Annotated in this window: 11 protein-coding genes and 1 pseudogene; 11 read left to right on the top strand and 1 reads right to left on the bottom strand. The window is 60.9% G+C overall.

All coding sequences use genetic code 11. The features are described 5' to 3' along the window. The first annotated feature begins 13 nt into the window (after positions 1-13). On the top strand, positions 14-1,036 hold the full coding sequence (locus OKW41_RS15410) for an IS30 family transposase (protein ID WP_429448106.1): 1,023 nt from the start codon (positions 14-16) through the stop codon (positions 1,034-1,036). A 632-nt stretch (positions 1,037-1,668) separates the two neighbouring features. Continuing rightward, positions 1,669-1,920: a hypothetical protein gene (locus OKW41_RS15405; RefSeq protein ID WP_429443996.1), complete on the top strand. Its 252-nt coding sequence runs from the start codon at positions 1,669-1,671 to the stop codon at positions 1,918-1,920. 67 nt (positions 1,921-1,987) lie between these two features. On the opposite strand, the gene OKW41_RS15400 is transcribed toward OKW41_RS15405, so the two are convergent. Beyond that, the gene (locus OKW41_RS15400; RefSeq protein ID WP_429443995.1) at positions 1,988-2,485 is read right to left on the bottom strand and encodes a hypothetical protein; all 498 of its coding nucleotides are present in this window, start codon (positions 2,483-2,485) and stop codon (positions 1,988-1,990) included. Positions 2,486-2,872: 387 nt separating this feature from the next. On the opposite strand from OKW41_RS15400, the gene OKW41_RS15395 reads away from it, so the two are divergent. The 9 genes and pseudogenes from OKW41_RS15395 to OKW41_RS15355 all read left to right on the top strand — a co-directional run bounded on the left by OKW41_RS15395 (position 2,873) and on the right by OKW41_RS15355 (position 13,291). Continuing rightward, entirely contained in the window at positions 2,873-3,163 is a 291-nt protein-coding gene (locus tag OKW41_RS15395) for a hypothetical protein (RefSeq protein ID WP_429443994.1), read from the top strand. Between the two features lie 848 nt (positions 3,164-4,011). Continuing rightward, positions 4,012-5,274, top strand: a complete 1,263-nt coding sequence (locus OKW41_RS15390; protein WP_429443993.1) for an ABC transporter substrate-binding protein — start codon at positions 4,012-4,014, stop codon at positions 5,272-5,274. Between the two features lie 136 nt (positions 5,275-5,410). Next, positions 5,411-6,280 (top strand): branched-chain amino acid ABC transporter permease, encoded by an 870-nt coding sequence (locus OKW41_RS15385; protein WP_429573422.1) that lies wholly within the window; start codon positions 5,411-5,413, stop codon positions 6,278-6,280. After that, positions 6,277-7,236 carry a branched-chain amino acid ABC transporter permease gene (locus OKW41_RS15380; RefSeq protein ID WP_429443991.1) on the top strand — a complete coding sequence of 320 codons (960 nt, stop codon included), beginning with the start codon at positions 6,277-6,279 and terminating at the stop codon, positions 7,234-7,236. Before OKW41_RS15385 ends, OKW41_RS15380 begins: the two co-directional genes overlap by 4 nt. Beyond that, complete coding sequence (locus OKW41_RS15375) at positions 7,233-7,982, top strand: ABC transporter ATP-binding protein (protein WP_429573053.1); 750 nt, start codon at positions 7,233-7,235, stop codon at positions 7,980-7,982. Before OKW41_RS15380 ends, OKW41_RS15375 begins: the two co-directional genes overlap by 4 nt. Then, on the top strand, positions 7,979-8,689 hold the full coding sequence (locus OKW41_RS15370; RefSeq protein ID WP_429573052.1) for an ABC transporter ATP-binding protein: 711 nt from the start codon (positions 7,979-7,981) through the stop codon (positions 8,687-8,689). Before OKW41_RS15375 ends, OKW41_RS15370 begins: the two co-directional genes overlap by 4 nt. Before the next feature lie 288 nt (positions 8,690-8,977). Then, complete coding sequence (locus OKW41_RS15365; RefSeq protein WP_429443988.1) at positions 8,978-9,166, top strand: hypothetical protein; 189 nt, start codon at positions 8,978-8,980, stop codon at positions 9,164-9,166. A 449-nt stretch (positions 9,167-9,615) separates the two neighbouring features. Next, positions 9,616-10,419: a DUF6675 family protein gene (locus tag OKW41_RS15360; RefSeq protein WP_429443987.1), complete on the top strand. Its 804-nt coding sequence runs from the start codon at positions 9,616-9,618 to the stop codon at positions 10,417-10,419. Between the two features lie 604 nt (positions 10,420-11,023). After that, positions 11,024-13,291, top strand: a pseudogene (locus OKW41_RS15355) (filamentous hemagglutinin N-terminal domain-containing protein). The last annotated feature ends 491 nt before the right edge of the window (positions 13,292-13,782 follow it).

The following is a 13,782-nucleotide window of genomic DNA, read 5'->3' as shown; positions in this document are numbered from 1 at the left end:
ATAAGGTGTTGCGATGCACGAAAGAACTCAGTATCAACAACTTCAGCCTGAAGAGCGCCTGATCATTGCAAGTCTGCATCTGCAGGGTTCGAGTATCCGGGCCATGGCCCGGATACTCGGTCGCTCGCCAGCCACCGTTAGCCGTGAACTGGCGCGAAACAGCTTGCCTGCTGGCTACGCGTCCGTGTCGGCTGAAGCGCTCAGTGCCGCACGCCGCAGCGCGGGTCGCCGCCCCCCAAAGCTTTGCCTGCAAAGCGTCTGCTGGCGCATCGTTCTCACTCTGCTCGAGTGGAAATGGTCACCTCAGCAGATATCGGGCACACTGAAGCGTATGTATCCGACCGACCCAACCCAGCAGGTTTCGCACGAAACCATCTACACGGCTATCTACGCCCAGCCGCGCGGCGAACTGCGCCGTCAGCTCATTGCGTGCTTGCGCCATGGCCACAGCACGCGCATGCCGCGTACACGGGGCACAGACCGGCGCGGACAGATTCCCGACATGGTCAGTATTCATGTGCGGCCGCCCGAAATCGAAGACCGACTGCTGCCTGGGCACTGGGAAGGCGACTTCATCAAGGGTGCCGGCAACCAGTCCTCGGTAGGCGTGCTGGTCGAACGGACCAGCCGTCTGGTGCTGCTTGCCAGGATGGAAGATGCCACCGCCGCTTCAGCGCTGGCCGGCTTCTCCGCCAAACTCAATTCGATTGTCGCGCCATTACGGCAGAGCTTCACCTACGACCAGGGCAAAGAAATGTCGCGGCATCAAGAACTCACCGCCGCAACCGGCGTGAAGGTGTACTTCTGCGACCCGCACAGTCCCTGGCAACGCGGCACTTGCGAAAACACCAACGGGCTGCTGCGCCAGTATCTGCCCAAAGGCACGGACCTTTCGGTCTACAGTCAGGACGAACTTGACGCTATCGCCGACAGTCTGAACAGCCGACCTCGTGCAACTCATGCCTTCCATTCGCCGTTCGAGGTCTTCGCCGCGACCCTTGCTTCAGCAAGTCAACCTCAAGGCTCTAAACATTAAACCCGCTGTTGCGCTTCACTCTTGAAACCGCCAAGCTAAACGGCTTGAAATCGAACGTGTGAAACAAGAAATCGAAAGACGAAAGAAGGGGTGACTTGCCGATATTTCTTTTGGGCGGCTTTCGGCTATCTCCGGCCGTTCGACCGCGCTCTGGGCCGGACATTCGAACGTCGGCTCGACCCAAGCAGCGGACCTTCGGCCGCCAATTGCGCTCGCCGCATCATGCGCGTTTGCGGCCTTTCGCGAGCGCAGCCAGTTGTCGTAAAAGTCCTTAATCCTGCTGTTGGCGACTCCAGCGCAACCATCGCCCGGGATTTTTCGGCGATCACTGCTTCACGTGCGTAAGCTCGTACGGTCGGCGCGGGCAGATCAAAGAGCACTGGCAAGGAGCCTCCTCTGCACCCGTATATCAGTCGCGATCGGCATGCGCCCCCAGCCAGCGCGGCAGTGAGTCGTCTATTTTAAATAGCTCACTATTTGACGGAGCAGCCTACGCTGCCCTTGCGCACAACTACACGGATCATTTCTACAACCGCTCCTTTGTTCTAAATTCTTGTTGCCCAGATCGTTTTGAAAGAGTCACGTCAAATCCGGCGCGACAAGTGCATCCTCAACAGCGGAAGGAGTTGGAAATGGCTTACAACGTCGATAACTGGGGCGTCATTGAAAACGGCGCCACGATCGGAGTCGGATTTCTGATCAATGGCGGGCAAAATTTTGGTTCGCAGTGGGCGGAAGGCGAGCCACAAGACGCCGGCAATACGCTTACAACGACTAACGCTCGAATCGGTTTTGGAGATGACGGCTTGTTTTCCTACGCATTCGATTTGCACTGCGACGGCCGCGGCTGCCGTTTCGGCCTTCACGGGGGCGGGCAAACCTGAGTGTACCCATACTCGCTCTTCCAACATTCACTTCTGAGCACGAGCGTTCAAGCCGTTGCCCAGATCACTATGAAAGGCAGGGAATATCATGACGCACAAGATGACGGTCGTCACAGACACAGCGGGTAAATTTCTTGGCGCGGTACGTTCCGGCACGGTCCAAGACGGGGAAAACACGCTCCATGTCCATGCATTGCCGCACCCAAACCACAAGCACCACGAGGTCGAAGTCGATGAAGAGATGATGCGCAAACCTTTTGAGGAGGTACGCCAGATCCTGCTTAGCAAGATCTGATAGTTTGTCGAAGAAGGCCGTTCGTCCAGAGCGTGGCGTGTTAGCGCGAAGGCGAAGGGTTATGGATTCGATCGGTTCTGCCGGGGCCAGGGCTCCCGTTCTGGCCTTTACGGAGGCATGCAACATGCCGCTCACGACGGCATCTCGCACGCACGGCATCTTGCCTTCCGGTCGACGCACGATCCAGCCGCAAAGCAGGAGGGCGGCAAGCGCAACCAGATACGCGGCGCCGACCTGGCTGGTTTGCAGTGCGTGCAGCACGGTCGGCAAGTAACGTCGTGTCGCAGGGACGCCGAATAGAGCACGGGAGCGTGGATGACCGAAGCCCCATTAAGCTGCCATTGAGATAACGTAGGTTTGTACGGCGGTATTGGGTCGGGATATGCCCTTCATACAGCCAGCCGCCGGCAAGGGATCGCGCGGAGTACGGTCCAATTGCCGACGTTCGGTGAAGGCACCAAGATTTTGCATCGCTTCCCAGGTTTACTGTGGCGGCACAGTGACTACACTTGGTAAGGCTCGCGGATATCAGGTGCGTGGCCTTCTCAATTCGTTGCGCACACTCCACGCCGTCCGAAAGAGCAGTTCGAGGAGGCTGCACACATGGTTTGTGCGGCGTGCTCGTGTCGTTGGTCCATGAAATAGGAGGAGACAATCATGCAAACCGTAATAAGGACATATTCCGGAAAGGGTGCAAAGGAGTTATTCGATCTACTGGAGAAAAGAGCGGCTGACGTCGAAGAACTGCTGCGTTCGGTCAAAGGCTTCGTCGGCTACACCCTCGCACGCAGCGGCGATGGCGGATTCTCGGTTACTGTCTGCCAGGACAAGGCCGGCATCGATGAAAGCGTGCAAAAGGCGAAGGACTGGATCGCGAAGAACGCTGGAAACACTGGCGCGGCCGCGCCGGAAATATCGGAGGGATCAGTCCTCATTCACCTGAAGTAACTTCGCCTCGCGACTGGCAGCGCGTGAGTTCAGCGGGCGGATTGCGAAGTACGCAAGCGGCCTCACCGGCTGCTTCTCGCGCACACTTCTTGCCGAGTTCATCCAGACCGGACCTTATACATTATCCGGAAGAGCCCACTGAGCGGATTGAGAATTCGGCGATCTCATGAGGTGCTGCGGATGGCTTGTGTTGACTTCGGCAGCGTTCTCCGCGAACAAGCAGCACCACGCCGCTGCCGGTTCAACGTACGGCAATCCGTTTTCCTTTTTGTCGAGCGGCGAGTCGCGGACAAGCCGCGCACGTGACTCACGTCGAACGTTGAACGGCTGGTCCGGAGAGGATTGACTGGCCGGAGTGGGTCCGATAACGGTCCCATAGCGACCAACGGTAACGATCGCGGTGTATCGATCAACAATTTCCCAAGACTCAGGGTAGCGCAACGCGAGGGCTATTCTGGACATCCTCCGGGGTAGCGCGATTTCGCCATGACGGCGTGCAAAGGCAGCGACCGGGCATGAAGCGCCATTCACCCGTCGCGTCGCTCGGACGGTCAGACGTCGGCTCCGCCCGCTAAACGGCAGTTCGATTGGCGAAGACGAATGTTGCTTCATCGGCCAACCCTGCCGTTCGCGCCCTTCCAGTAGGGGCAATGCACAGTGTCCGCTTCCGTGTATAGCGACCATATTCTGGTTTCCCGAAGACTCGTGTGCGCTAGGCCACCGACGCTAAGACGGGGAACTTGTGGATCCTATCTAACACGTTCAAGATTGTTGGCAGAGGATTCTCACGCTCCGATTCGGAACTCAGACGATTGACCGGTTCGACGTGAAGGTCAGGGAGAACCCCTATGAAAACACCGAGTCGTATCCGCACTTTTGGTCGCCGCACGCTGCTCAAGGGAGCCGCGGCCGCCGCCGCCGTGCAGTTCGTCCCTCCCTTCCTCATCAAAGCCCGCGGCGAGACCCCCCTGCGAATTGGTATGGTCGATCCCTTGACGGGCGTTTATGCTGCGGTCGCACAGAATGAAGTGACGGGCGCCAGGCTTGCCGTTGAGCAGATCAATGCCAAAGGCGGCATCCTTGGGCGACCCATCGAGCTTCTGGTGGAGGATTCGGCGAACGACGTCGGCACCGGTGTCCAAAAGGCACGCAAGCTGATTGACCGTGATCAGGTCACCTTTCTGATCGGCGACGTGAATTCCGGCATTGCCCAAGCGATCGCGCAGGTCAGCAATGAGAAGAAGGTGCTGCACATCGTGTCGGGAGGCCACACCGACACGATCACCGGCAGCGATTGCAAGTGGAACGTTTTCCGCGTCTGCAACACGACCAGCATGGAGGCCAACGCGGTCGCGGACCTCCTCTTCACCAAGTACGGAAAAAAGTGGCATTTCATTACACCGGACTACGCGTTCGGCCACACTTTGCAGAAGGCCGCGGTAGCGGATTTGCAGAAGCTCGGCGGCACGATGACCGGCAACGAGCTCACGCCGCTCGGAACGACCGATTTCTCCGCGTATCTGATCAAGGCGCGTGCTGCCAATCCAGACGTTCTGCTGGTGCTGCCGCAGGGCTCCGACATGGTCAACTGCCTGAAGCAGATTGCGCAGTTCGGCATCGGAAAGCAGATTCACATTGCCGGCCTGCAGCAGGAGCTCGAATCGCTCGAGGCGATGCCGCCGGAAGCGCGCGTCGGCTTCTGGATGTTCGAGTGGTACTGGAAGCAGCCGGGTGTCCCAGGCGTAGACAAGTTCGTTGCCGACATCCGCAAGATGAACGGGGGCAAGGTTCCCACCGCGCGTCACTGGTTCGGCTATACGTCGGTGCATACGCTCGCGGCCGTTGCCAACAAGGAAAAGACCCTCGATGCGAAAAAACTCGCCGAGGCGCTCGGCGGATTCGAGCTGGCGAACGACATCAAGCTGCAGCCGAACAAGTGTTACTACCGCAAGGGCGACCATCAGCTCATGACCTCGTCGTTCGTGGGTGAAGCACTGTCTCAGCCGGCTGGTGATCCTGAAGACCTGTTCCGTGTCGAGCGCGTGGTCGCCGGCGACAAGACCGCGCCACCCGAGGACGCGACGGGTTGCAAGCTGCAGTGGCCCGCCTGATACCGAAAACGGTGCGGGCGCGCTATTGCTGGCGTCGTTCCAATGACCATGACGATGACGCGCGTGCATGGAAAAACAGCGGCCCAGGCCGCCCGACGTAGTTTGTACACGGTGTGCGTCAGGATGTGAGCGGCCGATGACTCAACTACTCTTCTTCAACGTCACAAACGGGCTGATCATCGGCGCGTTTTACGTGCTGATGGCGCTTGGGTTATCGCTAATTCTGAATTTGAGCAACGTGATCAACTTTGCCCACGGAGGCTTCCTCGTCGTTGGCGGCTACATTGCATATACGATCACGCCGTACGTCGGCTTCTGGGGCGCGCTGCTGATCGCGCCGCTCTTCACAGCCATCATCGGTCTGGTCCTTGAACGTACACTCATCCGGCGAGTCTATGGGCGCGATCCGCTTTACAGCCTGCTTCTGACGTTTGGACTGGCCTTCGTCTTCGAGGACGGCACACGTTTCATCTGGGGCGCACAGGGCAAGCCGGTGACAATTCCAGCCGCGCTGGCTCAGCCCTTGAGCAATGAGTTCTTCTTCATCACGGGCTACCGCCTTTTCATGGTCGGCACCGTGAGTGTCGCAGTCGCGGGACTCTTCATGCTCTTGCGGTACAGCCGGCTCGGCATCCGTATCCGCGCAGGCACCCTCGATCTCGAAACCGTCGCGGCGCTCGGCATCAACGTCGGCAGGCTGCGCTCGCTCAATTTCGCTGTCGGCATCTATCTCGCCGGTCTAAGCGGCGTGCTCGCCGCGGGTCAACTAGGGCTGGAGCCGACCATGGGAACGGGACTGCTGATGCCGAGTTTCATCGCTATCATCGTCGGCGGCGTCGGCAGCCTAACCGGCACGCTGCTTGGCGGTCTGCTGATCGGCATCGCTTCGGGCGCTACGGCGGTATTCCTTCCTGCAGCAAGTGAGGCGGTCATGTACGTGCTGATGGCCGTGGTATTGCTGATACGCCCGCGTGGCCTGCTCGGCGAAGAAGGCATGCTGACATGAGCGAACAGGCGCGACCTCGCCGCTTGCTAGCGGTGGCGGCGATCTGGACCGCGCTACTGCTCGCGCCGTATTGGATGACACCGCTCGGCGGCTATACCGCGCTCGGCACGCGCGTTCTCGTGCTCGGATTGGCCGCCATGTCGGTCAACTTCCTGCTCGGCTTCACCGGTGTGCTGTCGTTCGGTCACGCGGCGTATTTCGGGCTCGGCGCCTATGGCGCCGGCTTAGCTTTGAAATTCCTGGCGCCGAGCACGCCTCTCGCGCTGCTGTGCGGCACGCTGCTGGGCGGGATTGCGGGCACCCTGCTTGGCGCGCTCATCGCACGACGGCGCGGCGTCTATTTCGCGATGGTCACCATCGCCTTCGGGCAGGTCTTTTACTACATCGCCTTCCAATGGAGTTCCTTGACTGGCGGCGACGACGGGTTGCGCGGGTTTTCGCGCCAGCCGCTCAATCTCGGCATCGCCAGGGTCGACATCCTCTCGAACTCCAACGCGTTCTACTACTTCGTGCTGTTCTGTCTCGCGCTGGCGGTCGGCTTGATGGGCTTCATCCTGCGCTCCCCGTTCGGCCGCACGATGATCGCGATCCGCGAAAATGAGCGGCGCGCCCGCTTTCTCGGTATTCCCGTCGACCGCCATATCTGGATCGCCTTCACGCTGTCCTGCTTCTTCATGGGGTTCGCCGGTGCCCTCTACGCGCTGCTGAACAACTTCGCCGACCCGCGCGGGCTGCACTACAGCCAGTCCGGCGATTTCGTGATGATGGCGGTCATGGGCGGCATGCGCAGCGTATGGGGACCGCTGCTTGGCGCCGCGGTATTCGTCGTGCTGCAGGATTACCTGTCAAGCGTCACCGTCAATTGGATGTCGTTCGTCGGCATGCTGTTCGTCGGGATCGTGCTGTTCTTCCCACGCGGCTTGCTCGGCTTCGTTCGGCGCAAGGGCGAATCATGAGCGTTCTCGAGGTCAGAAGCGTCAGCAAGCGCTTCGGTAGTCTGGTCGCGGTGCGCGACGTATCGCTTGCCGTGGAGAGGGGCGAGTTGCGCGCCATTATCGGACCGAACGGCGCTGGCAAGACAACCTTTTTCAATCTCATCAGTGGCTTTTTCCCACCGACCCTTGGAACGATCGTATTCGACGGACGCGACATCACGGCGCTCCCAGCACATGGCCGAGTCGCTGCCGGCATCGCCCGCACGTTCCAGATAACAGAGATTTTTCCCGAACTCACCGTGTTCGAGAACGTGCGCGTCAGCACGGAAGTGACAGAGGGCTTTCGCCTACGGCCGTGGATCAGCCGGTACGAAAGGGCGAGGGTCCGCGCTAAAGTCGAAGAGACGCTCGAGCTAACAGGTCTTCGTGCCAAATCCGACCGTCTGGTCGGAGAGCTCTCGCATGGCGACCAGCGAGTCGCCGAGATCGCGATGGCGCTGGCACTGCGGCCGCGTCTGCTGTTGCTCGACGAGCCCACCGCCGGCATGGGCGACCAGGAGACCGGCGAGATTACGCAGCTCGTGCGCCGCCTGCATCGCAACAACAACTTCACCATCGTGCTGATCGAACACGACATGCGCATGGTCTTCGGTCTCGCCGATCGAGTCACGGTCCTCGATCAAGGCAGCCTCCTCGCCGAGGGCACACCCCAGGAGATCGCCTCCAACGAGGCCGTACAGGCCGCTTACCTGGGTAATACCGCATGAGTGCAGCGCTTACCGCACAAGGCCTCAATACCTACTACGGCAAAAGCCATGTCCTGCATGGTGTGAGCCTGGAGGTTGCGGAAGGTCGGATCACCGCATTGCTCGGCCGCAATGGAGCCGGCAAGACTACGACTTTGCGGACTCTCATGGGCTTGACACCGGCGCGTCAAGGGCGCGTGACGATCTTCGGCATGGATACCACGCGTTGGCCGACATTCCAGATCGCGGCGAGCGGCGTAGGCTATGTCCCTGAGGGGCGGAGAATCTTTGCCAATCTCAGTGTCGAGGAAAATCTGAAAGTGCCCTTTGAACGAGGCGGCCCTTGGACAATCGCGCGGATTTACGAACTGTTTCCGCGCCTGGCAGAGCGCAAGTTCAGCCGAGGGCGCCAGCTCTCCGGCGGCGAGCAGGAGATGCTGTCAATCGGTCGCGCGCTACTGCTCAATCCCCGGCTGCTCATTCTCGATGAGCCGTCGCAGGGCCTTGCCCCGCTGATGGTTCGGGACGTGTTTCGCGTTGTGTCGCAGATGCGCAACGAGGGGATTTCAGTCCTGCTTGTCGAGCAGAATGCGCGCATGAGTCTTGAGATTTCTGATTACGCTTATGTCCTGGACGATGGGGGCATCGTCTATTCAGGAAATTCACGCGAGCTCGCTACCGATGAAAGCCGTGTCCGAGCCCTAACCGGTGCGAGCGCGGAGCAATGAGCGCCTGCATAGCCGGCTTGCCGGTCTCCGCTGCACAGAGTCCGTGTCTGCTTCTTGGCAGACGCGACGCCTGCGGCCCGCGCGTGCGAAAGTGAGAGTCTACCGTCAGCGAGGATCTTCTAGCGGTGCTTCTTAGAGCGCGATGGACGGTCGCTTCGCCTATAGCAGCGAGTGACCGGCAAAGGTCGTGTCGCCCGATCGCGTCGCTCGAAACCGGTCATTGTGGAATCACCTCGGTTGTGAAGGAATGACCGGCGATTTTAGCCGACAAAGGACCGGCGTCCGAACGTGAACGAATGGCGGTTAGACTTTGATTGTGTTGAAAAAGTCGCCGCGTGGTTTTCTCAGTTCTCCTGCGCGAAAATCGACCTCTCAGATCGGCCTACAAACCGCTCGCGCGTGCCGGCCAAGGGTAAGAAGACCCCTGAAAACCTCGCGACAGAGACGGTCAACGACTTTTTCAACAGTATCCTTTGAGAACGGTCATAGGCATCGCGGAGACCCGAATGACGGCAACGGGTCGACGGACGCCCATGGCGCTCTGTTGATCTTAGTTTAAGAGCTGGTTGCGATGACGTAGGAAATGCGCTCGGTAGCTGTGTCGTTGCGATAACTTTTCTGACTCAACACACTCCTTATTCGACTAGACTCCATATCACGAAAGCGCGCCTCACTTTCTGCTCCGCTTGCGCGCCGGTAACGGACAGGCTTTCCGGACGCGTTGAAGGCCGCGGCGAGACCGAGTGGCTCGCGACGATCAACTGACCGATGCTGATCGCCCTTCTCGGATCGGCGGCGTTCCTGTCCGTCAGATGGCCAGGACCCTTGATGCGCCACTACGTCGCGCTGTGATATTTCCACATCGGCGCCGCAGCCATCTACGTCGTCAAGTTTCTGGCGGAGCCGCTGCTGGGAGGCAAGCCCGGATGAGCGTCACGCGTCCTCGCGGTACGTATTGCCTGAAGGCAGCCGCCCGCTGCGCGCCGCTGGTCGTTGCCGCTGGCTTCGCCGCGGCAACCCCATTACCAACGCCGCCGTGCGGGACACCGCCGGTGCCGGCCTACGCGTCGCTGGGCATGCAACCCGCGATGGCGATCGTGCGCGCCGAGGAGCTCGATACGGGCGTGTGGCGGCCGTCCTCGTGCACCGGATGGCCTGCCGCGTCCCGCTCACGGGTTGTCGTTGCGGTCGCGGGGCTGGTCCGCGTCGCCGACGGTCCCGAGACGCTGTTGGGACGTGCCGGGGCGGTCTCCGCCCTGCGCACCGTGCGCTACTGGTCCACGACCGACAAGAGGTGGCGTCCCTTGTTCCTGGATGCCGCAGCGCTGTCCGCCGAGGGCGGGGAGCGGCGCGGTGATTTCCGCCCGTCGGAACTGCAAGCCGGTCGAACCTTTTACTACTGGGTGGACGACAGCCGCTCCGGACCCTTGGTGTACCGGGTGCGGGTGCTGGAGCATACCCCGCACCGGGTGGCGCTGGCCGAGGAAAATGTGTCGCCGGTCCGAGCGTTGGGACTGACGCTGTTTCAGCCGGCTGCGCTGCAGACGGTGGTGTTCGCACAGCGCCAGACGAACGACGTATGGGGCCTGTACATTCTTGTGCGTATCGACAGGCAAGCCAGCAGTTTCATTGCGAGCGGGCACGAGGCTTCTACGGCGAACCGGGCGCTGGCACTGTACCGGCACTTGGCCGGCGTCCCGACCGACGCCGATCCACCGGCCGTGCGATGACTTGGGTCGTAAGGGCGTGATCTGACGCGGACAATGCCTTCGTCGATACCTCAATCTCCTGCCGCGCTTCGCGCGCGGACGCTTGCGGGCGTGTTGTACGGCCTCGCGTTTCGCAGTGTTGTTCGTCTTAATCGAAAACCGTCAGTGGGAATTCAATAATTCGATTTATGGGAACTGAGTTCCCCACGTCCGACTATGAGCCGGTTCGCGCCGAAGGGGGCGTATCGGCCGCTGTTCTGTTCGTGTGACAACACCCGGCCAGGAACTGTCATTCGCCGCTGCTGTTGACCAGACATTTAGACGTCGGTTCTGCAGCCGCCAGCGGCCATTGGCCACCGCAACACAACTGATCTTCTTGGTCCGCCTTCTTCGGGTTCGGTATGTCTACAGCCTTGGTTTGGACCTTCCCTTGTTTCCCTTGTGATTACCGCGTTCTGAACAAGCGAGGTGGCACAAAAGTCCGATAAGAAGGCGCGAAGCGCTGAGATATAGGCATGCACGCGCGAGGCCAACTGCTATTCTTCAGACGTCGCGACTCACGCGTCTCCGGTCGGCTCTGCGGGTCGTTGGCGGCCGTTCCGCATGCATGCGGAAAGGGGGCTGTATGTCACGTCCAGAACAACCTCGGTCCGCGCGATGCGCACCCCATCGTCAACAGTCAAACCGACGCATCTGGCTCGCCATTGGCATTTCGCTGACTGGACTGTCCCTGACACCCGTGGCGTTCGCGGCGGGCAGCCTTCCGCAGGGCGGCCGTTACGTCGCCGGCACGGGCACGATACCGGGCGCGGGCAACAGCCTCGTGATCACCCAACCCGGTTCGACCCGCGGTGTGATCGACTGGAACAGCTTTTCGGTCGGCGGGAGCAACAGCGTTAGGTTCGACAATGGCACCGGCGCAACCTTGAACAGGGTCACCGGCGGCTCGCCCTCTGCCATCCTCGGCAGGCTCGGCGCAACCGGCAGCGTCTATGTGATCAATCCGCAGGGCATCGTCGTCGGGCCATCGGGCGTGATTACCACCGGCGGACGTTTCGTCGCGTCGACGCTGGACATCTGCAACGACGCGTTCATACAGGGCAGCGGCTCGCTCACGCTGTCAGGCAACTCGAACGCAGCCGTGATCAATCTCGGCAAGATCAGTTCGGGCGGCGGCGATGTATTCCTGATTGCGCGACACGACGTCATCAACGCAGGCACCGTCGCAGCGCCCCACGGCCAGTTCCGCCGTGCCGTTGGGGGAGCAGGTACTGCTGCAGGACTCGGCCGGCAGCAGGCAGGTGTTTGTGCAGACAGGCAGTCAGGGCACGGTCGTCAACAAGGGGCGGATAACCGCCGCGCAGATCAGTCTGCAGGCTGCTGACGGCAACGTGTATGCGCTCGCAGGCAGCGGCACGCGCATCCGCGCGACGGGCACGGCGAGCCGCGACGGCCATGTGTGGCTGGTCGCCGACAGCGGCCGTGTCGAACAGTACGGCACGATCACCGCAAACAACGCGGACGGCAGCGGCGGAACGGTCGATACGCAAGCGGCACAACTCACTTTCGGCAGGCACGCAGCGGTTTACGCGGGGCAGTGGAATCTGTCGACGCCCGACTTCACGATCGACGACTCCGCCGCGCATACGTTGCAGCGCAGCCTGAACGCGGGCACCTCGGTGGACGTCGAGACGACGGGCGCCAACGGCGCGACGGGCGACCTGGGCGTCGCGTCGAGCCTGCGCTGGCACGGTCCCGCTTCGCTCACGCTTGCCGCATACCGCGATGTCTCCGTCGCGAACGGCACGACGATCGCGAACAGCGGTGCGGGCAATCTGACCTTGCGTGCCGACGCCTCCGGAATCGACAACAGCGGCAGTGTCGTCAACGGCGGCACGGTCGACTGGTCGAAGAGCACGGGCATCGTCAGCGCGCTCTACGATATGAACGGCAGTTTCAGCCCCGGCACGCTCGTCAGCAATGCGACCTGGCAAGCGCCGCTCTACAGCGGACTCGTCACGCAGATAACCGGCTATCAACTCGTCAATTCGGTCACGGACCTTCAGAACATCGGAAACAATCTTGCCGGCAATTACGCGATAGGCAAAGACCTCGACGCTGGCAATTCCGCGTTCCAGACGCTTGGTTTCGCTGCCGGCACGTCGTTCACGGGGCAGTTCGACGGTATGTGGCATACGATCTCCAACCTCTTGCCGAGCTTCGATGCGGTGTTTGGCGATATCGGTCCAAGCGGCGTCGTGCGCGACCTGAACGTCAACGCGAACGTCGGCCAGGTGTTTTTTTCCTTGCTAACGGGACCGCGATACTGGCCATTCAGAATCACGGCGCCATTGCCAACGTGTTTACGTCCGGGGTCATTGCCTCAGAGAACCCTGGCAACGACTACGCCGGACTTGTCGCGACCAACTTCGGGTTGATCGCGCGCTCGGGCAGCAGCGCTACCGTCACGGCGGATAGTGCTGTCGGCGGGCTGGTTATCAGTAACGAAGGCACGATCACCGAGTCATATGCCACCGGCCCGGTCTCCGGATTTAGCTCGCACAGTTCAGCCGGAGGACTCGTTGGATCATTCGTTGGGAACACCGGCACGATCACACAGTCGTTTGCGTCCGGAAGGGTGTCCGCATTATCGGGGATAGCTGGCGGTATCTGCGCCACGTGCGGTGCTCTTGGGAGCGACGTTTACTGGAACGTCCAGACGACGGGACAACCGGCGAGCGGCGGCAATCTGCCGGCGGCGAACGGGCTCACTACCGCCCAGATGAGCGACCCGACAAGTTTTGCTGGGTGGAACTTCGGTCCCAACGGCGTGTGGGTGATGCTGCCCGGTGCCACCCACCCCGTTCTCGCCTGGCAGGTCGCCCCGCACTGAACCCAGGGTTCGTCTTGCGGAGCATCAATAGCACAGCCTCAGTCGCATAGTCGGATTGCGGGCACCACGGTCATTGGATGAGTCGGAAATGCGGGCAGTGGAAATTGCGTTCTCTCCGGAACTGGCCGGTTGACCCATCGTCTTCGACCGATTGATTGCTGCTCTAATTGAGGAGTTGTCAGGGGAAGTGGGCACGGACGAGATTGTGATAGCTTCACGGATCTCGCTCGACGGCGAAGTCATCCGAGATGACGCCTGTGTGCCTTGGCGTGATACGCACCGAGAACGCTTTTGTGTACGCGTATCGCATCGCCGATTACCGGTCGCCGGCAGCAACGCGCGGACGTCTCAAAGACTTCGAAAACGGTCGTTCATGGCGACCGTGCCCGAGGGACCGTTGAGGGTCGGCTACGGAAGTTCGACGCGGCGGTGCGGCCGACAATCACCGGAGGCCGCTCGATTTCCGGGATCGGCCAACTTCGGCCTGTGGC

The organism is Paraburkholderia sp. UCT70, from assembly GCF_050434085.1.
In the GTDB taxonomy this organism is placed as follows: Bacteria; Pseudomonadota; Gammaproteobacteria; order Burkholderiales; family Burkholderiaceae; genus Paraburkholderia; species Paraburkholderia tuberum.
This window is presented reverse-complemented; position numbering and strand designations above follow the sequence as displayed.

Coding starts and splice junctions, on each gene's coding strand:
- OKW41_RS15410 (WP_429448106.1), top strand. CDS start 14: ATGCACGAAAGAACTCAGTATCAACAACTTCAGCCTGAAGAGCGCCTG.
- OKW41_RS15405 (WP_429443996.1), top strand. CDS start 1,669: ATGGCTTACAACGTCGATAACTGGGGCGTCATTGAAAACGGCGCCACG.
- OKW41_RS15395 (WP_429443994.1), top strand. CDS start 2,873: ATGCAAACCGTAATAAGGACATATTCCGGAAAGGGTGCAAAGGAGTTA.
- OKW41_RS15390 (WP_429443993.1), top strand. CDS start 4,012: ATGAAAACACCGAGTCGTATCCGCACTTTTGGTCGCCGCACGCTGCTC.
- OKW41_RS15385 (WP_429573422.1), top strand. CDS start 5,411: ATGACTCAACTACTCTTCTTCAACGTCACAAACGGGCTGATCATCGGC.
- OKW41_RS15380 (WP_429443991.1), top strand. CDS start 6,277: ATGAGCGAACAGGCGCGACCTCGCCGCTTGCTAGCGGTGGCGGCGATC.
- OKW41_RS15375 (WP_429573053.1), top strand. CDS start 7,233: ATGAGCGTTCTCGAGGTCAGAAGCGTCAGCAAGCGCTTCGGTAGTCTG.
- OKW41_RS15370 (WP_429573052.1), top strand. CDS start 7,979: ATGAGTGCAGCGCTTACCGCACAAGGCCTCAATACCTACTACGGCAAA.
- OKW41_RS15360 (WP_429443987.1), top strand. CDS start 9,616: ATGAGCGTCACGCGTCCTCGCGGTACGTATTGCCTGAAGGCAGCCGCC.